Source organism: Phormidesmis sp. 146-20 (assembly GCF_052939475.1).
In genome coordinates, this window is the sequence record NZ_JBJPHT010000042.1 from 26,559 (window position 1) to 51,227 (window position 24,669).

The window sequence follows — 24,669 nt, forward strand, 5'->3', positions numbered from 1 at the left end:
CAAGATTGCTGACAACAACCAAGGGCAGCTAACCCGCAGGACTGATCTATCCAGTCTAGAGGGCTAATGGAGGATCTTATCACTCCCATAGCCGCTCTGACTTGTCATGCTTGTCGGGGTGGCTAGTTTTTTGGGTTTTCTTGCAAAACCTAATTGGAGTCAATCCTCATGGCCGAAGCTATTTTGAACGCAGGGTTCTGGCTTTGCGATTTCACCTACGCAATTTTAGAAGCGATTCAAGAACGCTATTTTCCCGAATCCATTCCCAAAGTAACGCTGGTGGTCAGGCATCCCCAAACGTCCCTCAAGCTACAGGACGTTCTCGCCGAGTTTGAAATTCCTGAGCGATGTCCCACCTTTGAGTCGGTTCGCATCTTGATCATCAGTTCTCCTGATGGTGTGACCGAGACGATTCACAATCTACACGCAAGGGGATTTGCCGAAGTCAATGATTGGAGTGCTTTGCTGCCTGCCCCGGTGCCCGGAGAAGTGATGAGCATTCTCAGTCGGCAGCGTCAGCGCTTGTAAGGGAGTTGCGCTTTAATAAAGTCCCCGAAAAAGTCTCTCTGCTCCGTTGCTCACCCACCCCGGACTGAAAGTCGGGGCTAACCGGGCAAAGTCCTTTGAAAAGGACTGAAGACCTCTCTCCTAGGCTGTTTAGTCCCTTTAGTGGACTTCGTTCTGTTAGCCCCGTAGCCGAAGGCTCTTGCGAAGCTATTATTCAGTCAAAGGGCGGGTCAGAATCGAAGCGATGGGACGTTATTTGTTTGCAGCTCCCTAAGTAGATTTAATAAAACCGACCCCTGTGTAGGATGTGTTGGGCTACACAAAACGCACCAATCGCAACCGTTGGCGGTGCATTTCTGTATCGTTCAACACACCCTACACAATTCGGTATTATTCAATTCTCATTCCTTTGCTGCGGTTTCAACCACCAGGTTGATTGTTTGAAGGTCTGAGTTGATCCATCTCACGCCTACAAATTATTCCTCATAGCAGCACCTCAAGTTTTTTTGTAATTTGTCAACTTGATGGTAAAAATGACGGAGATTACAAATCACCTGAAAAGCCGTGTTTCGTTTTTTTACTAAATTAGATTACCTGCTGCGAGAAACGCTCTTAGGATTGCAGCGCGGCGGCTGGATGAATTGGGCCGCCATCAGCACCGTCACCGTTTTGCTGTTTTTGTTTGGTATCGGACTGCAAACTTCGTGGCAACTAGAAGGATTACTCAATCAGTTTGGCAGCCAGCTAGAAGTCTCGGTCTATCTCGACACGGGCGTGGGCGCAGAAACCCTCAAGCCGATCGTCGAAAAAATCCCCGAAGTTGCCGCCGTTCAGAGCATTCCTAAAGAAACAGCCTGGACGAATTTAGTTAAAGAATTGGGCATTTCTGACCTCAAAGATGTGACCCAGCAGCTAGAAGGCAACCCGCTTGTCGATGAGCTAAAGGTCAAGGCAAAGTCTTCTGAACAGGTGCCCTCACTTGCCAAAAAGTTGAAAGCGCTGGGCGGCGTGGACAATGTGCAATATGTCGATGAAGCGGTCAAGCAAATTGCTCAACTCAATCGCGGACTAAATTGGGTCAGCTTGGCGATTACGGGCATGTTGACGCTGACCTCAATGGCGGTGATTAATACGACGATTCGGTTAATTGTCATGGCTCGTCGCCGCGAGATTGAAGTCATGCAATTAGTTGGCGCAACCGCTAGCTGGATTTATTTTCCGTTTATTCTTCAGGGCGTGACGTTTGGTGTGGTGGGCGCGACGATCGCCTGGGGGTTTATCCGCAGTGTCGAACAATTTTTGCAAAACCAACTGTCTCAGCAAGCCGACTTTGTGCAGTTTTTGACCACAGGGTTGCAGCTTAAACCAGAGAATGCGATCGCGCTCCCTGTGATTCTGTTGGGGTTTGGGGGCTTTGTAGGATTGTTGGGCAGTCTGTTTGCTGTGCGTCGTTTTTCGACTCGTTGATCGGTTTCGCGCTAATGGTCAATTTTCCAACAGTATATCGAGTGCGTCATCAAAAGTTCGGTGATGTGGTTGGCGGATAGCGGCGGCGAGAAGAGGTAGCCCTGAATCTGATCACACTGCATGGTTTGAAGCGGTTCGAGTTGAGCGATCGTTTCTACCCCTTCGGCCACGACATCCATTCCCAGTTTGTGGGCGAGGACGATGATCGCTTCTACGATCGCCCGATTTTCAGCACTGACATCAAGCTGATGAATAAACGAACTGTCAATTTTGAGTGTGTTAGCCGGAAATCGATGCAGATAACTTAAGGATGAATAGCCCGTGCCAAAGTCATCAACGCTGATTTGAATGCCCAGATGTTTGAGCCGACCCACTTTTGCCCGTGTGACTTCTCCCCGCTGCATAAAAATCGTTTCTGTAATTTCTAGCTTTAGGCTCTGAGGCGGTAACTGCGTCTCGATCAGAATGTGATTAATCTGCTCTAATAAATCAATTTGTAAAAACTGTCTACCGGATAAATTGACGCTGACTGTGAGCGATCGACAGCCCAAAAATTGCTGTTGCCACACGCTCATTTGAGAACAGGCCTGCTGAAGCACCCAACCGCCCAGTTTAACGATCAGTCCCGTCTCTTCGGCAATGGGAATAAACTTGGCAGGAGAGATCCGTCCTTGAGTCGGATGATTCCACCGAACGAGCGCCTCAAACCCAGTCAAGCAGGCGGTTTGTGAATGCACGATCGGCTGGTAGTAGACTTCAAATTCTTCCCGTTCGATCGCACGTCTCAGATCGGTTTCTAACTGCAATCGCTCAACTGCTTGCGTATGCATGTTTGCATTGAAAATATCATAGCCTGCTTTGCCATTTAATTTAGCGTGATACAAAGCAATATCGGCATTGCGTAAAAAGCTTTCTGGGCGCTTACTGTCGATCGTGCTCAAGACAATTCCAATACTCATGCCAATAAAGATCTCATTCCCATTCACATTAAAGGGTTGCTCAAACTCTTCTAAAATACGATCTGCAACTCTCGTAACGTCTGTAATGTCAGTAACTTGATTGAGAAGGATAATAAATTCGTCTCCGCCAAAGCGACCAATGATATCAATCGATCGCAAACACAAACTCAATCGTCTCGCAACTGAGATCAACAACTGATCGCCAATCAAGTGACCCAAACTATCATTGACAAACTTGAAATGATCCAGATCTAAAAATAGAACCGCAAATAGACTACTGGTAGAATCAGCAGTGGTAATACGATTGTTTTCTTCATAATGCAGAATGACTTCGTGTAGTTTTTGCTGAAATGAATTGCGATTGAGCAGTCCTGTTAATGCATCGTGAGACGCTGTGTAGACCAGTGTGGTGAATGAAGATTGTAGCTGTCCTGCCATCCGATTGAATGCAGTGGACAACAGAGAAATTTCACTAATTCGAGAGTCCTGAACTCGCTGCTGCCAATCTCCACTCGATAAGGCATTCGCCGTGTTGACCATTCTCAAAATCGGCTCGACGAGCCTTCGGGAGGTCACTGCCCCGATCGTCGAAGCCGCCACCAGCGCCAGCAAGCACAAGAAAATAGTGGCCTGAGTATTATGGTGCGCCACTTCCATAAAATCGGACTCTGGCACCACGACGACAATGAGCCAATCCAAGCCAAAGCGATCGTTCCAGGGACTCACGCTCACAAACTGCTGTACTCCCACGCGCTCAAAGCTAAACTGCTGATTTCCCTGAATTGCATTGAGATTGCCAAAGTGTTGAGATAATTGTTGTAGCGTCGATCGCGTCACCTCATCTGCACTTTGACTGGCACTTAGCCTTTTGGCTTCCCCGTTGACTACCACAAACGGTTGACCGACTGAACTAGCAACCAGCAACCCATTGCGCTCTATGATAAAGGTTCGACCAGAGGGACTGATTCTCAAACCGCGCAAAAACTCACTGACTTGAGACAGTATCAGATCCACACCGATCACACCCACTAGTTTTTGTGATTTGTCATAGATAGGGTAGCTCGAAGAAATAGATAATACAGTCGGCTTGTCTTGCCATTGATAAATGCGGCTCCAAGTGGGACGGCCCGATTTCACGGCATCTGCATACCAACCTTCGTCATGAATAGAGGCTTGATTGGTCAAAACGGCTTCGAGGCGGGTGCGTCGTCCCTGGCGATCGACTTCATAAACAGAGGTTTTGTCTGGTGATGCTGTACGACTTTCATTGATCAAAAAACTGCCACTGTCGAGTCGCTCAACTCCAATAAATTCGCCTTGCTTGCCGCCAAAATTGATATAACCCACGTTAAAAATTTGCATCTGTTTCCAGAAAAATTGTCCCGTGGTTTTTAGGTCTTTGAGGTTGAGTAATCCCAGTTCGATCGCAGCTAAATTGGTTTGATTAATCTGGTGCGGAATCTGTAAATAGCCATCTAAGTGATGAGAAATCTGATTGCTTGTCTCGGCTTGAAGCTGGCTAGAAAGGTTATGAATTGCTCTTTGATTATTGCGAAGCGAGATCCAACTTGTCAGTCCTACTACAGTTACGATTTGCAAGACAAATGGCAAGACCAAAATCAGGCGTAGCGGGATGCGATGAGGAATCGATGGCGGCTTTAGCATAGGAACGATTCATAAATAATGCGACCCAAAGCGGCACATTTGAGCATTTATTATTATTCCCCGATCGCGTAGAAATTCTAATAGTTAGGATTCTAGATGAGAAACTGGCACATCTTCTCTTCCTAACTTGTTGATAAGTATCTCACTCATTGTTTAGAAATAGTTCACCAATCCATAGCAGTCCTAAATCAGTTGTGAAAATTTTGAAATAGCACGTTCTTACTGATTAATTCTCAGCCATTGATTGGCGACTAACCACTAACCACCGAACTTCTACAACCCAAATGGGACAGCTATATCACTAATCTTTACCTGAACAATACCATGATCTAGAACATTGAATAGTTCAAAATGTAGCGATCGAACTAAAGTTTTGTTGCTTACTTAGAAGCGATCGCTTGCTCTAAATTCACCTGATTGGCACATGTTTGACCTTGCTCAATCTCACTGATATTTGAAAGTGTCGTTTCGGCAATATTCTGCAAAGCTTCTTTAGTAAAAAATGCTTGATGAGCCGTAATCAGCACATTTGGAAAGGTTAATAACCGCTCAAACAAGTCATCTTGAATAATTTGATCAGATAGGTCTTCAAAAAATAAATCTGCTTCTTGTTCATACACATCTAAAGCTAGAGAACCAACCTTTTGAGACTTTAATCCATGAATGACTGCTGTTGTATCAATCAGCGCACCTCGACTGGTATTAATCAACATTACGCCTTTTTTCATTTGAGCGATCGTGGTCTGGTTGATCAAGTGATGCGTCTCAGGGGTTAAAGGGCAGTGCAGTGTAATGACATCTGAGTCAGTCAACAGTTTTGTCAGGTCTACATATTTTGCCCCGGTCGCCTCACAAATAGGATTGGGATGCACATCATAAGCGAGAACTCGGCAACCAAACCCTTGCATAATTTGAGCGACAATTTGACCAATTTTTCCAGTGCCAACGATACCAATTGTGCGATCGTGCAGGTCAAATCCTAACAGTCCTTCTAGCGAAAAGTTGCCCTCTCGAACCCGATTGTAGGCGCGATGAATTTTGCGGTTAAGGGTTAACATTAGTCCGATCGTATGTTCTGCCACTGCATGGGGTGAATAGGCTGGAACACGCACGACCCTTAGTTTCAATTTGACAGCAGCCTTGAGGTCAATGTTGTTGAATCCTGCACAGCGTAAAGCAATTAATCGAGTTCCATGTGAGGCTAAAATCTCTAGAACATGCGCATCCAACTGATCATTGACAAACACACAAACGGCTGGAAATCCTTTTGCTAAAAGTGCAGTTTCTGGACTCAGACGAGGTTCTAAAAAAACCAAATCATGCTCATAGTCATAGTTAGCAGTAATCAAGAATTGGCGATCGTAAGGCTTCGTATTAAAGACAGCAACTTTCATAGGAAGATGGGGAAGATTAATTTTGAAACGAATCGCAAACTGATGAGAATCTAATCAACAAAGCTCTCTGAAAAACGTGACTTCTTAAACATTCGAGAACCAAAATAGCAACCCTCCCCATTTCCTAACGGTTATTCATTTTCTAACATCTGCTTTGCCTTTAAAAGCTGCTGCCGATGTTCTTCTTTCAGAGCCGGATACTGCAAGTCGAGAGAAGCCAACTTAGTACAAATGATGTCAGCTACTGCTAACCGAGTAAACCATTTGTGGTCAGCAGGAATAATATACCAGGGAGCCGCCTCAGTGCTGGTATGGTTGAAGACATCTTCATAAGCATTCATGTAATCATCCCAAAAGCCCCGCTCTTTGGCATCGTTGGCTGAAAACTTCCAATTTTTTTCGGGTTGATTAATTCTGGCTAAAAACCGCTTCTTTTGCTCTGATTTTGAGACATTGAGAAAGAACTTAAGAATGATAATGCCGTTGTCAACAAGGTACTTTTCAAAGTTGTTGATCTCTGTAAAACGGCGTTTCCAAATGTTTTCCTTAACGGCTTGAGCAGGTAACTGTTGCTTTGCCAAAATCTCTGGGTGAACGCGCACCACTAGCACTTCCTCGTAATAGGAACGATTGAAAATTCCAATCCGACCACGTTCGGGAAGTGCTTTAGACGATCGCCACAAATAGTCGTGATCTAAATCTTCTGAAGACGGAGCTTTAAAGCTAAAAACTTGACAGCCTTGGGGATTAACGCCTGACATCACATGCTTGATCGTGCCATCTTTTCCGGCGGCATCCATCGCTTGAAAGAGAATTAACACAGCATGAGTATCTTGTGCATAGAGGATATCTTGAAAAGCAGCCAAGCGCTCTACATCACTTTTAAGTTTCCCTTCGCTTTCTGCTTTATCTTTATAATCACCTGTGTATCCAGGATTATAATCTTTAGCTAAAGAGATTTTTGCACCTGGAGGAACGATGAGACGATCGTATTTCATAACAGCCTCCGATCATTTAATTGAGTCATGATCAACAGTAGCGGTTAGCCGCCAATAGACCACTATCTTGAGAAGGGGAAACATGATCAATTTTGCGCCGTGGGATGCTTTACTTCGTCGATATGTCGATGATCGGGGGCGAGTAGATTATCAGTCCTGGCAACGAGAACAGCCCGCAGCTCTAACCAGTTGGCTGTCTGAAATTGCGTCCCTGAATCAGGTTGATGGAACGATCGATGACCAATTAGCATTGTGGATTAATCTATACAATGCCTTTACGATTTCTAAAATTTTGCGGCGATATCCAATTGATTCAATTCGTCCAAACATCTTAGGAATTCCAAACTGGATTGCGTTTCTGAGATTTTTTATGCAGCGATCGTACTCTGTAGCGGGTACACATTACAGCCTGGCCCAGATTGAAAACCAGCGTTTGAGGACTTTAGAAGATCCTCGAATTCATTTTGCGATCGTTTGTGCATCGATCGGCTGTCCGCTGTTAAGAAATGAGGCTTACTATCCCGAAAAAGTTCAGCAGCAATTAGAAGAAGATGCTCAACAATTTATTAATAATTCAGAAAAAGTTCGGTATGATTCGGAAGCTGATACGCTTTATTGCAGCAAGATCTTTAAATGGTATCGAGCTGATTTTCTCAAAGCTTCTGATTCGATTCAAGACTACATTCGCATCTATCTCAAGAATGATTTGATCAACCCAAAAACCTCAATCAAATATCTCTACTATGACTGGAGTTTGAATCAGCGAACATCCTCATAAAATTGCTTCAAATACTCTGTAGAAACCCCAATTCCCCAGAGAATACCGATGTATAGATAGATGCCTGTTGCCTTCCAAGCGCCCCATTTTTTGACGCGACGATCGGAGCTTTGTACCACGCGATCGACTTGCCAAATACGCCCTTTTTGCAGCAGTTTGCGACACAAATCACCATCCTCCATAATCGGCAACGCCTCATCAAAACCGCCACAGTCCCAAAAATCAGTTCGACGACAAAACATCACCTGATCGCCAAACAGCAGGCGTAGCCCTTTAACAAATAAGTGAGGTCTAAACAACAAGGGAGCATAGTAAGTTTTGAGATAATTGTGCAGCGAAATTCCCCAGCGAGTCTTTTGTCCAACCATCAGCGAAATGAAGCCTCCACAAGCAATTTGGGGGTTTGTTAGCGTTTGCTCCATCACTGAGACGACATCATTGGGCACCCAGGTATCTGCATGAAGAAAGCATAAAATTTCTCCTGTTGCAGCATTCGCGCCAGCATTCATTTGAGGAGAACGTCCGCGTCGATCGCTCTGAATAATTTTCGTTTTGATAGCTGAATGAATTGATTCTAAATAACGTTGTGCAAGGGCGATCGTGTCATCCTGACTGCCACCATCCACGATGATAATTTCCCAGGCAGGTGGATGCAAAACCATGAGTTGACGCAGCGTTCGTTCTAAACAAGCCGCCTCATCTAGCGTAGGAATGACAATCGACACCTGAGACATGGTTCTCCTCTTTGTTCTCTTCTATTGAGGCTTTAACCCAAATAGAAAGCGTATCCAGTTCAGTCGTTTGATAGTCAAATCGTACAATACGATCGTGATCACGACAGTTGCTGTACTAATTATCAAGAACTTTTCTACAACCCCAATTTTCCACTGAACCACATAAAAACTAATCGTAACGAGAACGGATTGATGTAACAAAAAGATTGGATACGAGGCTTGATTGAGATACGTTAGAAAACGGTTGTTAAAACTTAAATAACGCTGTCCCAATGCGAGTAGAGCAATCACCCAACACCACGAGTGAACGCCGCGAAACATTTGATACAACACATATTCAAAAGAATAGCCACGCACTGGAAGCAAATTTGCAATACTTAAACTCAATAAAATAAATGTCCCGATGATTGCCAACGACAATGAGAGAATTGGATGTCGATCGATTGCTTTCTCTAATCGATCGTCTGAGCTGAGAACAAACCCGTAAATCAAATAAGTCAGATACAGCAGCACATTCGCCCAATCATCATACAGATTTTGAAAGCCAAACCAATGAGGTCGCAGCGTGCCTTCAATGATCGCTAACGGGATAGCGGGTAAGAAAATAGCTCCCGGTTTTTCGAGAAAGCTAATCCAATTTGAGTATTCAGGCTGCTTGCGCTTAAGAAGCAATAAAAAAGGTAGCGCGACGATTGACAACACCAGCAGATAAATGACAAACCACAAATGCGCCCATTCAAAATTACCGTTTGGACGAATGCCATTAAAAAACTGAGGATAAAACTGAAGATACGACCCCTGAAATTGATGGTGACTGAGCAACTTGTAATAAACCTGGGGCGGCACCAAAACCAGAGTACCCAATACAAAAGGGATAAACAGGCGCTTGAAGCGATCGCTGAGATATTGATGGGGCGATCGTCCCTGGAGCGCAAACCAGGTGGCTGACCCCGACAACAAAAAAAATAGTGGCATGTGCCACTGATGAACAAAAAAGATAAAGGCCGTTAAGGCTGGACTGAACGGATCATTCTGAATATAAAACTCGCCCAATTCACCTCGATAAAAAACAGCCGCCGCATGAAAATAAACCAGCAGCAATACAGCTAAAACTCTTAACCAGTCCAAATCATAGCGTCGGGTTGGGGGATTCACAAAGGCGCAGCAGTTGAAAGAAGTTAACTAAACGCTAACAGCTAAAATGCAAGGCGCGGTTTAGTTCTCAAAAACGTTTACTTGAACCTGCATTTCGACGACTCGAACGGGAAAGGTTGGCACACTGACGGTTTCATCGTCTAGACATTGACCCGTTTGTAGGCTGAAGTTTTGTTTGTAGATGGGAGACGCGACTTTGACAACGCCGTTGCGATCGCCCACCAGCCCCCGTGACAAAACAAAGGCTTTGCTAAACGGATCGTAGTTAGCGATCGCATACACGTCATCGCTTTCACCGACTCGAAAAATAGCAATCTGCTCTCCCTTGACGAGGGCACAAACGCCTGTATTCGGTAAGATTTGATCAATTGAACAAACAGTAATCCACTGAGTCACGGTTTCTGAATTTGGGAGTGCTTGGATCATAGAGATGAGGGATGAAGGATGAGGGATGAAGGCAGATCAATCAGAGTTAATGGTTTGTCTTGAACCAATCGATTTTTACAGTCGATCGCCTGTTTTCAACAGTTCCTTTTCGTGTTCAAAGGCGGGGCGGGTTTGGCCGCGTTCCTCAATTTTTACGAGGCTGGGATCGGGTTGGTCGGAGTTGATGAAATGAGTGAAGCGAGCTAACTTTTGAGGATCGGCGATCGTCGCTTTCCATTCGCAGGCGTAGGTGGCAACTTGATGTTCCATTTCGGCTTCTAGCTCGGCGCAAATACCCAGTGAGTCGTCAATGATCACTTGTTTGAGGTAATCCAGTCCGCCTTCTAATTTGTTGAGCCAGGTAGCGGTGCGTTCTAATCGATTTGCGGTGCGAATGTAGAACATTAAGAAGCGATCGATGTATTTAATTAGCGTTTCTTCATCGACATCTTCAGCAATCAGTTGAGCGTGTTGTGGTTTCATGCCGCCATTCCCACAAACGTATAAATTCCATCCTTTTTCGGTTGCGATAATGCCAAAATCTTTGCTTTGAGCTTCGGCGCATTCGCGGGTGCAGCCAGAGACGGCAGATTTGAGCTTGTGGGGGGCGCGCAGTCCTCGGTAACGGAGTTCGACAGCGATCGCTAAACTGGTTGAGTCTTGCACTCCAAATCGACACCAGGTGCTTCCTACACAGGATTTCACGGTTCTCAAAGCTTTGCCGTAAGCGTGACCCGATTCAAAGCCTGCGTCGATTAGTTTCTTCCAAATGTGAGGTAACTGATCGACTCGTGCGCCTAATAAATCAATGCGCTGTCCGCCTGTAATTTTGGTGTAGAGTCCAAATTCTTTAGCAACTTCGCCCAAGACAATCAGCATTTCTGGCTTGATCTCGCCGCCCGGAATGCGCGGAATCACCGAATACGTCCCGTCTTTTTGAATGTTGGCCAGAAACGCATCGTTCGTGTCCTGTAAGCCCGCGTGAGGCTGATTGAGAATGTAGTCATTCCACGCAGACGCGAGAATGGAAGCAACGGCAGGTTTACAAATTTCGCAGCCTTTCCCCTGTCCATGTTGCGCCAGTAGAGACTCAAAGGTTTGGATGTGTTGTGACCTGACTAAATGATATAGCTCTTGTCGAGAGTAGGAGAAGTGTTCGCAGAGATGATTTTTGACCTCAACGCCTGCTTTTTTGAGTTCTGCCTTCAGCAAGTCTGTGACTAACGGAACGCAACCGCCACAGCCTGTTCCGGCTTTTGTGAATTTTCTGAGGGTGCCAATTTCGGTGAAGTTATTTTCTTGAATGGCGCTGCAAATTTGTCCCTTTGTCACATTGTTGCACGAGCAAATTTGGGCCGTGTCGGGCAGTCCTTCAACGCCCTTTGAGACGGTGGCTTTTCCTTCGCGGGGCGGCAACAACAAATCTTCGGGATGAGGCGGCAGTGTGATTTGGTTTTGCATCAGTTGCAGCAGCGTGCCGTAGGCCGACGCATCCCCAACCAGAATGCCGCCTAGCAAGCGATCGCCCTTTTCATTCAGCACCAGTTTTTTGTAAGTGCCCTGGACAGAATCGACGATCGCAAACTCTTTGGCACCGGATATTTTGGCAAATCCATCTCCAAAGCTGGCGACATCGACACCCAGCAGTTTCAATTTAGTAGACATATCTGCACCCGTAAAGGTGTTGCTACCTTGATTACAAAGCTGATTAGCCGCGATACTGGCCATCGCATATCCTGGAGCCACTAATCCATAAATTCGATGATTGTGAAGGGCACATTCGCCGATCGCTAAAATGTCAGGATCAGAAGTCTGACAGTGATCGTCAATGACAATACCGCCGCGATCGCCAACGGCTAATCCGCACTCTCTAGCCAGTTCATCACGAGGACGAATCCCCGCAGAAAACACAATCATATCGGTGGGCAGTTCGTCACCCTCGGCAAAGCGCATTTTTGTGACGCGCCCATTTTCACTCACAATTTCAGTCGTGGACTTTTGAGTATGAACGGCAACACCCAGTGCTTCGATTCTGTTTTTGAGAATAGTTCCGCCAACATCATCGACTTGGACAGGCATCAAGCGAGGGGCAAACTCGACGACGTGGGTTTCTAAGCCCATATTTTTGAGCGCGTTGGCGCATTCCAGTCCCAGCAGTCCGCCGCCAATCACGACACCCACTTTGCACTGTTTGGCGTAGGCTGACATGGCTTCTAAGTCGTCGATCGTTCGATAAACAAAGGTGCCAGCGGTGTCTTTTCCGGCGATCGGCGGCACAAATGGATAGGAACCTGTCGCCATCACCACTTTGTCGTAGTGAATCACCACACCATTCGCTGACGTGATTGTCTTGTGGATGCGATCGATGCGTTCTGCTTTGTCACCAATGTAGATTTGAACGTTATTTTCCTGATACAACCCCGGCTCGACTAGCGACAGATCGGCTGCTGTTTTTCCGGCAAAAAAGCCACTTAAGTTGACGCGATCGTAAGCGACACGAGGTTCTTCGCAAAAGGTGATCAGGTTCCAGTTTTGGGAGGCTTCTTTGGCGATCATTTCCTCCAAAAAGCGGTGCCCGACCATGCCGTTGCCAATGACAACCAAATTCTTTTTAGTCATAACAGGAGTTTTTGTAGCGCATTCTTTGTTAAGACTAGGCGGAGTTCTAAATTGTGACTAGCCCCTAATTGTAGTGAGCAATACTAAAGTTCCTTTATTTATTCACAAGGTGCATGATCCCAATTCGATTTCTGCATTCAGGATGCGAATTTAATCATTTTCTTAGAATTGAGTTGAGAAAAAAGCTTGATGAAGTCGATCGCAGCCAGGGTCTTGGAAGCTGTCTACTTTTCAAATTCCGCTTCGTCCATCTCAGTAGCACTTCCAGATTTCTGTAGCAATGCAACCTGAGCAGAGAGTTCTACGGTCAACTCTAATTGCTCACTCAAGCCTCTCCTGACCAAAGCCTCTTGAGCAGCCTTGTAGCTACAAATAATTTTCTGAATTTGACGATGTAGATCAATCGAGTCTTGATGATAGCGATAGAAATATAGAGGTTGCGGTAAATGATGAATGTCAGTCACTTCTGACAGCTTTAAGATCAAATCATAGTCTTGACTAAATTCAAATTCAGGATTAAATCCGCCAACTTGATCGTACAAACTTCGACGCATTAATCGAAAATGCATCACCATAAAGCTGACCAACAGACGATCGCGCGAATAGGGAATCTGACACCGAGAACCATACTCAACTGGCTTTCCTTGTGCGTTGATCGTCACATAATCGCTATAGACTAACCCAACGTCAGAGTTGCTATCCAGAATCGCCTTTGTTTGTTCTAAAGCTTCTTTGGCAAGTAAATCATCGCTATCGACAAGACCCAGATAGGTTCCGGTAGACAGCGCAATCGCTTTGATTAAAGAATCGACTCGTCCAGTGTGAGGTGCAGCAATCAGTCTAATTCGATCATCTTGAGCGGCGTAAAACTGAGCGATCGCCAGCGACTGATCTGTAGAGCCATCATCCCAGATCACAAACTCGAAGGAGCGATCGGTTTGAGTCAAGACGCTTTCGATCGATAAGCTCAGATATTGTTCACGGTTATAGACCGTCATAATCAAAGAGGTATCAACCATTAGAGTCATCGACTAATTGTGCCAAGAGCGACCTTGCCACTCCCCGACTGATTGAGACACGATTTGAGGAGGCAAAACTTCTTTCTGTTGAGCAGACAATGCCTGACTCGTTTCAGTGCGATGAGCCGTAACCTCACCCAGCAAAATAACCTGTTTTCCTAAAAGGCTAGAACCACGGGACGATACGGGGGTGCAATTAGAGTCACTCTGGCTTCTACAAGGAGGAAGGGGTGGTGGAGGGGGTGGTTCTTCTGGTGGTGGACAATTTTCGTTGCTATCAGCACTGCTGGCAGATCCAAGCGCGGGGCAACTATCAGGCTGAGTTATCAAACACGACGTTTTCACGTTCCATTCGTCGCCATAATATACTCTGCCTGGATTAAATTCTATGTAGGAATCAGTTGACTCAATTCCCACAGATATCTCATACAGCCCCGGGCCAGGGAACCCCACCTCAAATTGATTCCTCTCTTGTGTAGACCCATTAGCATTTTGGTTCCCGGTGTCTGATCTGTTAGGAGGGAGTCCCTGAATGTTGTAGAAGACAAGTCGATACTGACCAATTCTGGCAACTCCCTCACCATCAATTGCCCAATTAACGACCGCAGTTCTGCCATCTTGATTACTGAAACATCTCAATTCAAACGTCCCTGGGCCAACCCTGGTCTTCTCGGCACTCGCTCTGCCAGCAAATACTAACAAGCCAATCGGAGAAAACAGAAGCAGAATACTTTTTACCAAAATCATGGAAAAGTTAGGCATATTGAAGCTTAAGAATTGCATAAGACCTCATTGAGCTAGTGTTGCATGTGCTTATCTCTTGCTATCAAGCTATAGTCCAAGCCTCTGGTGGCTGAATCTCAAGAAAACCAATGTAATGCTGAGTTCCTTCTGGTCTTGCTAATAGACTTAAAATCCCTTGCCAACATTGTCCTTGTTCATCCGTAAAAGACCAAAGGCTTACATGGCAGTCTTCGTTCTGACTAACAACTTGTGACTGCCAGCCTGCTTGCTGCATCTCAACATGGTAATGATTGACTAATGCTACCGAGGAGAGTGATGTTGTGATGCACACTGTAGTTACAGTAATATCTCTATTGCTCCTCGACCGACGGACTTCAGTCTGGTCAGCACGAGCTAGTGATGGAATAGGCTTCTGACTCAGTTCCTTTTGAATTTGTGATCGAATACTTTCTCTTGGTGAAGGACTCATCTGTTCAGGTGATGGAGACCAGTAAAGGCTTACATCGGAATAATTGAGCGTAGCTGGGTCAACGGTTATCGAGAACTGAGTTCCCTGAGTTGGATGAAAAAAAATGTCCCGAAGGGTTTCCAAGTGTGTAGAGGTTTCAAACCCAATTTCTGCATCATCATTCCAAGCCGACCATTGTTGCCAGCCCAAGTTGATGAGTTGCTCGGCTAACTGTTCACAAATCTGTTCGGACGAAAGCGGCACCTGCAAAAAGACCCGAATCCCATTGCGATCCTCAAGGCTCCCCAACACTTGTGTGTCCTCTGGAAACCGCAATAAGACGGGCAATGTAGAGGGCAGTTGCTCAATCCATAACTGCTGGGTCTCATCTGGCAGGAAGGTGTCAGACAAGAATTGCCACAGGATTGCTTCTGGAATTGCTTCCGTTAAGGCAACTGAAGGAGTGGGCGCTGAAGGGAAGAACCTTTCAAAAACCGTACTTAAGTTCAACATTTCCAGGTCAGCGGTGTACCAATTGGGGCAGTCTCTATCTACGACGAATCTAAGAAATAGTTGCCACAGATAGTTGCGGCGATCGCGCAGCATCCAAACACTCCATAGCAGTTGTTCTTGTGTTTCCCCTGCTCGTCGCACCCACCCTAGTCGAGTGAGTTGACTCTCGTAATGAGCCAGCAAATCAAGGCTGTTCAGCGCTGTTTGAATTTTAGAAGTGCTGTACCAGTCTTCGTTTGACCCACCCCCGCGTCGTCTTTGAAGATCAGCATCTTGGGGTGGCACCTCAGCATCGGTGGGTGGAATTAGATAAGGAAGCGGTAGCTGATTCAGTTGATTTGTCTCCCAGTCTGCCTGACAGGGGGAGCGGTAGGCATTCTCGTCAAATAGTTTGATTTTGACGAACGTGACATTCTCTGCCATCCGGCGAGTTTGCAGGGTGAGGGCAAGCAATCTCTCCGAGTCACCCGCAAGGGGCCGTGGGCGATAACAGAACGTGAGGAGGGAGGTTGGCTCGTGCCTTAAACCTTGCCTCATAACAGACGTACGAACAAATAGGTTGAAATCTACTCGGTCTTCATCTGATCGCTTCTGAAGCCAGCCCAGGGTGCGAAGTCGGTTAGAATACTCGACTTGGATGACCCAGGGAGGCTGAGGCGACTGCATTAAAATTGTAAACACTGCGCCTTGACACAAACTTGCAGTAATTTGGGACTGCTCTAATAGGGGTAACTCGATGGGGAGTCCTTCGGGTAGTCGCCCTAACCAAATCTGTCGTGAATGCAGAGGCTCTATTCCACCCAATAGTTGAAGAGCGAGTTTTAATGAGATTGAGCGAGAGGATTGAGGCATTACAGTTGTGGGAATCTGGGAAAAATTCGCTAGCTGACCAGCCGAACGTGTTCAGAGAGTAGGTTTAGGTAAGAAAATTGAAAGTCTTGCAGTAACTTTGAATGTGTGGCATCTTCATGTAAGAAGGTAAGGTATCTAGAAGAAGATTCCTACCGTAGAAAGTCCTATTTCATTACTACCACTCTCTGTAAGAAAACCAACGGGATCGGGGCGAGATAAAATTGCATTGAGGGAGACTTCTGGCACCGCTTAATGTGGTTGATGGAACTTTCACTTGATGTCTACTCAGAAGAATTCTACTTAGAGAATAGCGGTGACTTACTGAATTCTTTGCTGTGAGCAAGCTATAAGCGTAAGGAAAACTGGTACATGAATTTCTTATCTCTTCTATCAGGATTCTCCATCAGATATTGAAGTAGACTGCCTTCGTTCTAAAGCTTCTTCGGCAAGTAAATCATCGCTATCTATAAGACCGATATAGGTTCCAGTAGAGAGCGCGATCGCTTTGATTAAAGAATCGACTTGTCCAGTGTGAGGTGCAGCAATCAGTCTGATTCGATCATCTTGGGCCGCATAAAACTGAGCGATCGCCAACGACTGATCTGTAGAGCCGTCATCCCAGATCACAAACTCGAAGGAGCGATCAGTTTGAGTTAAGACGCTTTCGATCGATAGGCTCAGATATTGCTCGCGGTTGTAGACCGTTATGATCAAAGAGGTGTCAACCATTGAGGTTAAGCAGATGACTTATCTACTACTTTTGCCAAGAGCGACCTTGCCACTCACCAACTGATTGAGACACGATTTGAGGAGTCAGAAATTCCTCTTGAGCAGACAATACTTGACTCGTTTCGATGCGATGAGCCGTAACTACGATCGCTTCAAGTTGCCCGCAGGGGGTCGCTCAACCCTCACTCACTTTCCGTTCTGTCACCAGCGTTAGACTCACCCATTCTCCTTGGCTGTTGTAGTTGCGAATTAGGCGTTGGCGTTGGTCAGATTCTACAAGCCATCCCACTTCCAAAAACAGAGGGTTACCTTTGCTAATTTGTATTGGACACGTCGAAGAAGCCCCATCAGGAAGGAGCAGAACCTGTATCGGTTGGGAACCGCGATCGAACAGCAGTTTTGAACCCTCGATCGTCCCTGTAGAAGTGATTTGCCTAGTTTTATCAAAAGAGATTTTCTGAGTAATTTGGTTGCCGTCTTGATGCAAATTTAGGGTAGTTGAGTAGGTTTCTGGCTCTCGTAAATCGGCGTAAATAGTGGTAGCGGAACCGTGCCATTCTCCAAGCAGACTTTCTAGCGTGAGGGGAGATTGCTCTGGAGCATTGCTGCCCGCGCGTTTTTCTCGAATCAGCGTTAATGAATCAAGCTGACCGTCGAGATCAAAGAGTTGCACCAGACGCAGACGACGATCGCCATACAGCAGCGCCAATTCTCCTCCAAACTGCGAAAACGGAGCCATCTGAATCGGCCCCTGCGAAAAGGCTCCCGTCTCAAAAAACTTCAAACCGCCGCCCACGGTTGTGTAGGATAACTTGACTTCTGGCTTACCTGCTCGACGTAGATTTAGATGCACCGTTTGGCGATCGTCTAGTTCCAAACTCAATACAGAAGGCGTGTCACTCAAGGTTTCTCCCTGGGGCGACAGTTGCGTAAATGAGCCGTGCCATTCGCCTAAGTTTTGGAGGAAACAATCCCATTGAGGTTTCATGTCTGTGTCCTGCTAATGTAAATTCAATGAAGTTGTTCACTACAATTTCGATTCGAGTTGCTCCCTTGTTTAGTCTACAGAATCAGGATTCTTGTCTAAAAGTCTCCCAATAACGAAGCCAAAACCTGTAGGGTATGTTAAGCCGCGTGAAACGCACCGATCTCAATCACCCGCTTAATCTTCTATTTTCAAAGCAGGTCTAATCAAGCTGCAAGAAAAATTAATTGAAGAACAGCTTATTTCAACCGTTTGCGGTGCGTTTCGCTTGGCTCAACATACCCGATGTAAGTCGATCTATCAATTCAAGTTTTAAGCCTGCACGCCTGCGTAAGAGGCTCCTGGTAGAAAGGTGGCCATATACTTCTCGACTCCTTTGGGATTGGAGAGTAACTGGGCTGACACCTCGATCGCTTGCTGACCTGGATAGGCATCTTCAACTCCATCAGACACCGCTTGCAGGGCGACTTTGACCACTTCGACCGGGGAAACTTTGGGATCGGGCCAGTCTTTTGCAAGCGACGTGTCTACCGTTCCGGGTAAAACTGCAACAACCAACGTTCCTTGGGCAGCCAGTTCTGCGCGAACTCCTTGAGTCATTGAGAGAGCGGCAGCTTTGGAGGCACTATAGGAGCCACTAAACGGTAAATGGGCCCGAGCCAGCAGCGAGAGAATGTTGACGATCGCGCCTCCCCCATTTTTCTCAAGCACTGGGGCAAAAGCCCGACACATCGACAACATCCCAAAGTAGTTGACTTCCATTTCGGCTCTAGCATCATCGAGACTGGGGGCAGAAATCACTCCCTGATTGAGTGAGGTTCCGGCGTTGTTGATCAGCAGGGTGACATCTTGACATTGGGCAGCAGCTTGAGTTACCGATTGCACGTCCGTCACGTCTAGCTGAACAGGAATAATGCAGTCTGGATCAAGGGCAACGAGGGCGGCTACTTTTTGAGGACTACGGGCAGCGACATAAATTCGGGCGGCTCCTCCTGCTTTCAGGGCTTCTACAAATTGAGTGCCAATCCCGCCGTTTGCGCCTGTAACGAGGGCGATCGAGTCTTTGATTTGCATTGAGTAGCTCCTTTCTGTAATTTACGCTGTTCATAACAGACTTTGAACTTTGGACTCTAGACTTTAGACAGGAAAACACTTTGGGTCTCTGGACTAATGTCTCCGGACTAATGCGCTAACGAAGTCCAGAATATAAGGCGAACTCGATTCCCGTAGATTCGTTTTCAATAACTTTAGATTTTAGAGCAGTTTTTGGGCAGTCGATTTGACAAGGAACTGGGAAACGATCGGGTCACACAGCCTCTAGTTCCGAAGCCACGATAAAGCCACTTCATATTAACCCGGCGATGAAAGTTATCAGAGGCAATCTAAAATGTTTAAGGGTTTCAGCCTCAAAAATGCACTCTCATGATTGCCGGAGTAATATTTGCATCTCTTTGAGCTTTTGTTAGAAATGCGCTCCTAACAGTTGAATAAGGAACGATCTAACTAATGTGTCAATTAACTAATGTGTCAATTAACTAATGTGTCAACTAACTAATGTGTCAACTTTTCAACGGTTGCTTGATCGCTGACCAATTGACCATCTTCCATGTGGACAATGCGATCGGCGATGTCAAGAATTCGATTGTCGTGGGTCACGAGTAGAATCGTGCAGTTTTGTTCTTTTGCAAGTTTTTGCATAATCGTCACTACGTCGCGCCCCGATTGACTATCCAGTGCGGCGGTCGGTTCATCCGCTAAGACGAGTTGGGGATGACTGACTAAAGCACGGGCGATCGCGACTCGTTGCTTTTGTCCGCCAGACAGATTTTCGGGGTAGTAATGAGCGCGGGACTGCAAGCCAACTGACGCTAACATTGACAGCGATCGAGCTTGGCGATCGGGCAGTGCAATTTGTGGATGTAGTTTCAGCGACATGGCAACGTTTTCCCACGCTTTGAGACATTTGAGCAAATTGTGAGATTGAAAGATAAACCCGATCTGACTTCGCACCTGCCTTAATTTTTGCTTGTTTGCGTTTTTGAGTTCTTGATCGAGGACGGTCAGGCTACCTTCTTGCAGCGATCGCAGTGCCCCAATCAAGGTTAACAGTGTCGTTTTGCCGCTACCCGATGGGCCGGTCAAAATCACGATTTCACCAGACTGTACGTCAAAATTAATGTCTGTCAACACTGACTTTCGCAGGTCTTTGGCACCAAAGTAATGATTGAGATTGCGAATTGAGATTACGGGAGACATAGGCATACTCTAAAACACATCTGCGGGATCTGCGGAGCGAAGTTTTCCAGAGGCGATCGCGGCGGAGACCAGACACATCGCGAGCGTTAATGCAAAAACAGTCACTGCAATCTCAAGGCTCATGATCAGTTCTAATCGAGTCAATTGACCCAAAAACGCATACATTCCCAACGAAGCGGCATATCCTGGAATAAACCCCAGCACGCCTAAGATCATCGCTTCTTGAAAGATCACAATCAAGAGTGCGATATCAGAATAACCCATTGCTTTTAGCGTTGCATATTCTGCTAAATGATCATTCACGTCTGCATATAAGACTTGATAGACAATAACAACTCCTACAATCAATCCCATGATGGTGCCAAACCCAAAAATCGGCCCGACTGCGGTTGTTTCCTGAAATTTTAGTTCTTTATCAATGAGTTCTTTGTGGGTATAGGCTTTGATGCCGGGGACGTTAGCTTCGATTCCTGCTTTGACCGCTTGAAGGTTGGCTCCTGGCTCTAGTGTGATGATGCCAATACTGACTTGTTGCAGCACTGTTGCCCCAAACAACTCGGCATATGTGGATTCGCTCATGATTAAGTTGCCTGATCCCAAAAAGAAAGAGTTTCCTAGACTAAACAGCCCGACGACTGACACCCGACGATTGTTGAGAACAGCCTTCACCGATCCTGTTTGCTCAAACAGTGGAACGATCGGGCCAAAATCAGGTTTAGCCAATCGATCAAACAAAATCTGATTAGGAACTGTCAGACGATGCTGTTGCTCAATCACCTCTGGAATATTAAAAACCGATTGAGTTGGGTTAAAGGCATAAACTCGCCCTTCAAACGACTTTTTTTCGGCAGAATATGACCAGGATGTGGGCGAAATGTAGAGGGGAGTTGTAGCAGCCACGCCTTTGACTCCTGCCGCCTGATAGAGACGAATGCGATCGAACCCATTTGCACCTAAAAACTCTGTACTCGGATTCAATAAAAACAAATCTCCTTTGAGACTTTTAGGCAAAACAGTCGCGCCACCGCTAAAGAGTGACAGAAATCCTAGCTGCATAAAAATCAGCACATTGGCGAAGGCAATTCCGCCCATTGCAACGGTCAACCGGACTTTTTGATGCGATAGCTGCGACCACGCCAAAGGACGCTCTTTAAAGACAGCAAACTTGCTCAGTTTCATAAGGGCAAAAGGTTAAAAGACTGGATTGATTAGCGATCGCGACCCGTCGGAATTTGATCAGTTTGACCAGGGTTCGCGTTTTTAGAAATTTCTAGTTTGATTTTCACTTGCATGTTCGTTAGTGATGCAACTTTTGCGTTATCACCTTTGTTAATTCTGACTTTAACGGCAATCACTCGCGCATTTTGATCAATCACAGGACTATTAACAGCGCTGGCATCTTGAAGTGACTTTTTGCCAATCTGTAAGCCAACCTGCTCAACAACTCCCTTAATCTCGCCTGCAAAGCTACCATACTCGCTGGTAATCGTCGCTTGTTGTCCCGATCGGACTTTGGCGATGTCTGTTTCTGATATCTCTGCGATCGCAAACATACGATCGGTGCGGGCGAGTTCGACAATTCCCTGGGTGGTGTTGACCTGCTCACCAACACGGGTATTAATTTTGAGAATCTGTCCCGCGATCGGAACTCGCACCTGGGCATCTCTTACATTCGCTTGTTGCTGCTCAACGGCGATCGAGGCTTTCTCCAATTGAGCCTGGGCAATCTCCACATCCACAGGGCGAACTTCCTGCAACTCGGCAAGTTTTGCCTGCTCTTGATTAATCTCTGCGGTCAGGGTCGTGGTGGTTTGGGTGAGTTCGGCAGTGCGTTCGGTTAGCGTGGCTTGAGCCGTGGCTACATCTCGTCGAGCAAGATCGACATCGGCTCGATTGATGGCCCCTTCTCTCAATAGAGATTGGCGACGATCGAGGGTCTGCCGCGCCTCTCTCAGGGTAGCTTCCGCGCTGCCGATTGCGGCTCGTTGTTGGAGAATTTGCCCCTTGAGTTGGGCTTCTAATCGCTCGATCGCAGCACGCTGGGCAATAATCTGAGCTTTTTTGGCATCACCTTGCGTTACTTTTTCAAGTTCTGCGATTCTTAGTCGCACATCGGCTTGAGCATCTCGCAGATCAGCTTCTCGGCGATCGATGCCCTGCAAAATAGCAATCACCTGATTCGCTCGCACAAACTCTCCTTCTTTAACCAGGATTTGATTGACTCGGCTATCTTGGGCGTTGGGGACTGATAGTTTGATCACTTCGCCTTCTGGCTCAATCCGTCCCAAAGCAACGACTGACTCGATCGCGGCGGCTTGCGCTGGGTTTTCGGCAGAAGAGTTTGGCGCATTGGTACTGCAAGCGTGACACAGCATGAGAATGCTAATAGAAATAGAAAGTCTAACAGAGTGACGAATCGCATTAGAAAAGTATAAGAATGCTACCATCGATGAAATGGGTAAACGTCGCGACGAGTTCAGTATAGCGATGATACACTCAAAAGACCATTTCTGAGAGTCATGAAACTCAATGACGTTTGGAGTTTAAACTCGTGACGAAAGTCATGATCTAACAGAATTATTTCAGTCTAAAATCGTGGGAAAGAAGTCGTGTGTGGATTATGCGATCGCCCATCCAGCTAGATACCAGTTCTCCAAAATCATTGAGTCTAACCCTACGTTATCTCGATTGGAGCCTGATCGGTGTTGGGCTGCTATTAGGATTGGTGGGCGAAGGCTATGCCTATCCACAAACGCTCACTTTTCAAACCTGCATTGCCAGCGTTGCCTATATTATTCTCAGCTTTTTTATTCCGATTAATGGTTCGATTAGTCAAAGAAGAATCTATGTATCGATCAATCTAATTCTGGCGATTTGGCTTTCGTTGGTGAGTCCGATCGCAGCAATCCTACATTGGTCGATTATCAAAAGCTGCTTCTTACTCAATCTCAAAGAAGTTGTTCTAACGATTGCATTAACGAGCATTTTTTATGTCGTGGGCACGCTCTGGAGCATTCCTCAGTTTTCTGAGATGCTGACAATGAACGGAATTCAAGTGCCGGATGCCCCAAAGCTCATTTTGATGGGAAACATCGCTTATTATCTGGGAGCTTGCATCTTCTCAATTTTGATGAGTTTGTTGGTGATGGCAGAGCGCAAAAGCCGACAAACCTCAGAACTGCTTGCTACAGAAGTTGAAACCCTCGCAGCCAGTTTAGAACGATCGCGCATCGCCCGCGAAATTCATGACTCATTAGGTCACACGTTGACCACGCTAGACATTCAGATAGAAGTTGCTCAACGGCTACAACAGCGCAACCCCGAAAAAGCGCTACAGGCTCTAGAGAATGCCAAACGCTTATCGAGCCAGTGTTTACAAGATGTGCGATCGACGGTGCAGACGATTCGACAGCCGACGTTTAATCTCAATCGAGCCTTGACCACCCTTGTCGAGCAGGTTAATCAATCGCAGCAGTTTGCAATGCACGTCGATCTCGATTTGCCCGATCTGCCGCTCAACATCAGTCATCCGCTCTATTGCATTATTCAAGAAGGTTTGACGAACATTCAAAAACATGCGCATGCATCTTCGGTCAGTCTTCAGGCTGGGACAGGTGCCAACACCTTAATCATCGAACTCGACGACAATGGCCGAGGATTTGAGCTTGAAAAACCGCGATCGGGCTTCGGCTTGCAGGGCATTGAGGAGCGCGTTTCTCTCTTGGGCGGCGAGTTTACGCTGTATAGTCAACTGGGACAGGGCACCCAACTTCGAGTAAAAATTCCACAATGATTCGATTGTTGTTGGTCGATGATCAGCCTCTTTTTCGGCAAGGACTTGCTGACTTGTTGGAGTTAGAAGACGATTTGCAGGTTGTCGGACAAGCGGAGAATGGAACGGTCGCGCTCGCGCTCACGGCTCAACTTCAGCCCGATGTGATTTTAATGGATGTGCGAATGCCGATCTGCGATGGCGTGACGGCGACTCGTGAGATTCATCACTGCTATCCGTGGGTTCGGATTTTGATTTTTACGACCTTTAGCGAAGATGAATATGTATGGCAGTCCCTTCAGTTTGGGGCGTTAGGCTATCTGCTCAAAAGTACGCCGTCTGCTCAAGTAGCCGCAGCGATTCGTACGGTTTATCAAGGGCATAGTCAACTCGGCCCTACGATCGCGTCTAAGGTGTTCTCAAAGATTTCTGCCCCTCTGCCAAAGCAAGATTATCGACATCTTTTTAGCGATCGTGAACACGAAGTTCTCATACTCATTTCTCAAGGAAACACCAATCAAGAAATCGCCCAACGCCTCCATCTTGCTGAGGGAACGGTTAAAAATCATGTGTCTCGCATTTTGTCTCAGCTAGGGTTGCGCGATCGGACTCAAGCAGCACTTTGGGCACAACAAAATCTTTAACAAGA

The 24,669-nt window shown here is 46.3% G+C and carries 21 protein-coding genes; 5 read left to right on the plus strand and 16 right to left on the minus strand.

Going from position 1 to position 24,669, the window contains the following annotated elements; translation table 11 throughout:
* Positions 1 to 168: 168 nt before the first annotated feature.
* Positions 169 to 528: a hypothetical protein gene (locus ACKFKH_RS24930; RefSeq protein ID WP_446861044.1), complete on the plus strand. Its 360-nt coding sequence runs from the start codon at positions 169 to 171 to the stop codon at positions 526 to 528.
* A 543-nt stretch (positions 529 to 1,071) separates the two neighbouring features.
* Positions 1,072 to 1,974, plus strand: coding sequence for a cell division protein FtsX (locus ACKFKH_RS24935; RefSeq protein ID WP_446861045.1), 903 nt, complete (start codon positions 1,072 to 1,074; stop codon positions 1,972 to 1,974).
* A gap of 11 nt (positions 1,975 to 1,985) precedes the next feature.
* Here the strand turns inward: ACKFKH_RS24935 and ACKFKH_RS24940 are convergent, their stop codons facing one another.
* From ACKFKH_RS24940 to ACKFKH_RS24950, 3 genes are all read right to left on the minus strand, one after another.
* Positions 1,986 to 4,598 carry a bifunctional diguanylate cyclase/phosphodiesterase gene (locus ACKFKH_RS24940; RefSeq protein ID WP_446861046.1) on the minus strand — a complete coding sequence of 871 codons (2,613 nt, stop codon included), beginning with the start codon at positions 4,596 to 4,598 and terminating at the stop codon, positions 1,986 to 1,988.
* 380 nt (positions 4,599 to 4,978) lie between these two features.
* Positions 4,979 to 5,992, minus strand: a complete 1,014-nt coding sequence (locus tag ACKFKH_RS24945; protein ID WP_446861047.1) for a 2-hydroxyacid dehydrogenase — start codon at positions 5,990 to 5,992, stop codon at positions 4,979 to 4,981.
* Between the two features lie 131 nt (positions 5,993 to 6,123).
* Complete coding sequence (locus ACKFKH_RS24950; RefSeq protein WP_446861048.1) at positions 6,124 to 6,990, minus strand: polyphosphate kinase 2 family protein; 867 nt, start codon at positions 6,988 to 6,990, stop codon at positions 6,124 to 6,126.
* Positions 6,991 to 7,072: 82 nt separating this feature from the next.
* Here ACKFKH_RS24950 and ACKFKH_RS24955 point away from each other — a divergent pair, with 82 nt between their 5' ends.
* On the plus strand, positions 7,073 to 7,768 hold the full coding sequence (locus tag ACKFKH_RS24955) for a DUF547 domain-containing protein (protein WP_446861049.1): 696 nt from the start codon (positions 7,073 to 7,075) through the stop codon (positions 7,766 to 7,768).
* On the opposite strand, the gene ACKFKH_RS24960 is transcribed toward ACKFKH_RS24955, so the two are convergent.
* The 13 genes from ACKFKH_RS24960 to ACKFKH_RS25020 form a co-directional block, all read right to left on the minus strand.
* Positions 7,750 to 8,502: a TIGR04283 family arsenosugar biosynthesis glycosyltransferase gene (locus ACKFKH_RS24960; protein ID WP_446861050.1), complete on the minus strand. Its 753-nt coding sequence runs from the start codon at positions 8,500 to 8,502 to the stop codon at positions 7,750 to 7,752. The two genes, ACKFKH_RS24955 and ACKFKH_RS24960, sit on opposite strands and share 19 nt — an antisense overlap.
* Before the next feature lie 21 nt (positions 8,503 to 8,523).
* A complete protein-coding gene (locus ACKFKH_RS24965) occupies positions 8,524 to 9,657 on the minus strand; it encodes an acyltransferase family protein (RefSeq protein WP_446861051.1) in 1,134 nt (377 codons plus the stop codon).
* Between the two features lie 60 nt (positions 9,658 to 9,717).
* Positions 9,718 to 10,083, minus strand: coding sequence for a nitrite reductase small subunit NirD (nirD, locus tag ACKFKH_RS24970; protein WP_446861052.1), 366 nt, complete (start codon positions 10,081 to 10,083; stop codon positions 9,718 to 9,720).
* Positions 10,084 to 10,158: 75 nt separating this feature from the next.
* Positions 10,159 to 12,702, minus strand: a complete 2,544-nt coding sequence (gene nirB, locus ACKFKH_RS24975; RefSeq protein WP_446861053.1) for a nitrite reductase large subunit NirB — start codon at positions 12,700 to 12,702, stop codon at positions 10,159 to 10,161.
* Positions 12,703 to 12,926: 224 nt separating this feature from the next.
* A complete protein-coding gene (locus ACKFKH_RS24980; RefSeq protein ID WP_446861054.1) occupies positions 12,927 to 13,721 on the minus strand; it encodes a glycosyltransferase in 795 nt (264 codons plus the stop codon).
* Positions 13,722 to 13,733: 12 nt separating this feature from the next.
* The gene (locus ACKFKH_RS24985) at positions 13,734 to 13,865 is read right to left on the minus strand and encodes a hypothetical protein (protein WP_446861055.1); all 132 of its coding nucleotides are present in this window, start codon (positions 13,863 to 13,865) and stop codon (positions 13,734 to 13,736) included.
* A gap of 682 nt (positions 13,866 to 14,547) precedes the next feature.
* On the minus strand, positions 14,548 to 16,278 hold the full coding sequence (locus ACKFKH_RS24990) for a hypothetical protein (RefSeq protein ID WP_446861056.1): 1,731 nt from the start codon (positions 16,276 to 16,278) through the stop codon (positions 14,548 to 14,550).
* A 390-nt stretch (positions 16,279 to 16,668) separates the two neighbouring features.
* Positions 16,669 to 17,007 (minus strand): glycosyltransferase family 2 protein, encoded by a 339-nt coding sequence (locus tag ACKFKH_RS24995; RefSeq protein WP_446861057.1) that lies wholly within the window; start codon positions 17,005 to 17,007, stop codon positions 16,669 to 16,671.
* A 175-nt stretch (positions 17,008 to 17,182) separates the two neighbouring features.
* Entirely contained in the window at positions 17,183 to 17,995 is an 813-nt protein-coding gene (locus ACKFKH_RS25000) for a DUF3598 family protein (RefSeq protein ID WP_446861058.1), read from the minus strand.
* Between the two features lie 309 nt (positions 17,996 to 18,304).
* A complete protein-coding gene (locus ACKFKH_RS25005; RefSeq protein WP_446861059.1) occupies positions 18,305 to 19,066 on the minus strand; it encodes an SDR family oxidoreductase in 762 nt (253 codons plus the stop codon).
* 477 nt (positions 19,067 to 19,543) lie between these two features.
* Positions 19,544 to 20,254, minus strand: coding sequence for a DevA family ABC transporter ATP-binding protein (locus tag ACKFKH_RS25010; protein ID WP_446861060.1), 711 nt, complete (start codon positions 20,252 to 20,254; stop codon positions 19,544 to 19,546).
* A gap of 3 nt (positions 20,255 to 20,257) precedes the next feature.
* On the minus strand, positions 20,258 to 21,427 hold the full coding sequence (devC, locus tag ACKFKH_RS25015; protein WP_446861061.1) for an ABC transporter permease DevC: 1,170 nt from the start codon (positions 21,425 to 21,427) through the stop codon (positions 20,258 to 20,260).
* Positions 21,428 to 21,456: 29 nt separating this feature from the next.
* Positions 21,457 to 22,695: an HlyD family efflux transporter periplasmic adaptor subunit gene (locus tag ACKFKH_RS25020; RefSeq protein ID WP_446861062.1), complete on the minus strand. Its 1,239-nt coding sequence runs from the start codon at positions 22,693 to 22,695 to the stop codon at positions 21,457 to 21,459.
* A gap of 173 nt (positions 22,696 to 22,868) precedes the next feature.
* Here ACKFKH_RS25020 and ACKFKH_RS25025 point away from each other — a divergent pair, with 173 nt between their 5' ends.
* Entirely contained in the window at positions 22,869 to 24,041 is a 1,173-nt protein-coding gene (locus ACKFKH_RS25025) for a sensor histidine kinase (protein ID WP_446861063.1), read from the plus strand.
* A complete protein-coding gene (locus tag ACKFKH_RS25030; protein ID WP_446861064.1) occupies positions 24,038 to 24,664 on the plus strand; it encodes a response regulator in 627 nt (208 codons plus the stop codon). Before ACKFKH_RS25025 ends, ACKFKH_RS25030 begins: the two co-directional genes overlap by 4 nt.
* Positions 24,665 to 24,669: the final 5 nt, after the last annotated feature.

What these genes read in the sequence shown, in the direction of transcription:
- nirB (WP_446861053.1), bottom strand. Translation starts at nt 12,702, where the DNA reads ATGACTAAAAAGAATTTGGTTGTCATTGGCAACGGCATGGTCGGGCAC.
- ACKFKH_RS24940 (WP_446861046.1), bottom strand. Translation starts at nt 4,598, where the DNA reads ATGCTAAAGCCGCCATCGATTCCTCATCGCATCCCGCTACGCCTGATT.
- ACKFKH_RS24945 (WP_446861047.1), bottom strand. Translation starts at nt 5,992, where the DNA reads ATGAAAGTTGCTGTCTTTAATACGAAGCCTTACGATCGCCAATTCTTG.
- ACKFKH_RS25005 (WP_446861059.1), bottom strand. Translation starts at nt 19,066, where the DNA reads ATGCAAATCAAAGACTCGATCGCCCTCGTTACAGGCGCAAACGGCGGG.
- ACKFKH_RS25025 (WP_446861063.1), top strand. Translation starts at nt 22,869, where the DNA reads ATGCGATCGCCCATCCAGCTAGATACCAGTTCTCCAAAATCATTGAGT.
- ACKFKH_RS24990 (WP_446861056.1), bottom strand. Translation starts at nt 16,278, where the DNA reads ATGCCTCAATCCTCTCGCTCAATCTCATTAAAACTCGCTCTTCAACTA.
- devC (WP_446861061.1), bottom strand. Translation starts at nt 21,427, where the DNA reads ATGAAACTGAGCAAGTTTGCTGTCTTTAAAGAGCGTCCTTTGGCGTGG.
- ACKFKH_RS24995 (WP_446861057.1), bottom strand. Translation starts at nt 17,007, where the DNA reads ATGGTTGACACCTCTTTGATCATAACGGTCTACAACCGCGAGCAATAT.
- ACKFKH_RS24955 (WP_446861049.1), top strand. Translation starts at nt 7,073, where the DNA reads ATGATCAATTTTGCGCCGTGGGATGCTTTACTTCGTCGATATGTCGAT.
- ACKFKH_RS25030 (WP_446861064.1), top strand. Translation starts at nt 24,038, where the DNA reads ATGATTCGATTGTTGTTGGTCGATGATCAGCCTCTTTTTCGGCAAGGA.
- ACKFKH_RS25010 (WP_446861060.1), bottom strand. Translation starts at nt 20,254, where the DNA reads ATGCCTATGTCTCCCGTAATCTCAATTCGCAATCTCAATCATTACTTT.
- ACKFKH_RS24980 (WP_446861054.1), bottom strand. Translation starts at nt 13,721, where the DNA reads ATGGTTGATACCTCTTTGATTATGACGGTCTATAACCGTGAACAATAT.
- nirD (WP_446861052.1), bottom strand. Translation starts at nt 10,083, where the DNA reads ATGATCCAAGCACTCCCAAATTCAGAAACCGTGACTCAGTGGATTACT.
- ACKFKH_RS25000 (WP_446861058.1), bottom strand. Translation starts at nt 17,995, where the DNA reads ATGAAACCTCAATGGGATTGTTTCCTCCAAAACTTAGGCGAATGGCAC.
- ACKFKH_RS24930 (WP_446861044.1), top strand. Translation starts at nt 169, where the DNA reads ATGGCCGAAGCTATTTTGAACGCAGGGTTCTGGCTTTGCGATTTCACC.
- ACKFKH_RS25020 (WP_446861062.1), bottom strand. Translation starts at nt 22,695, where the DNA reads ATGGTAGCATTCTTATACTTTTCTAATGCGATTCGTCACTCTGTTAGA.
- ACKFKH_RS24950 (WP_446861048.1), bottom strand. Translation starts at nt 6,990, where the DNA reads ATGAAATACGATCGTCTCATCGTTCCTCCAGGTGCAAAAATCTCTTTA.
- ACKFKH_RS24960 (WP_446861050.1), bottom strand. Translation starts at nt 8,502, where the DNA reads ATGTCTCAGGTGTCGATTGTCATTCCTACGCTAGATGAGGCGGCTTGT.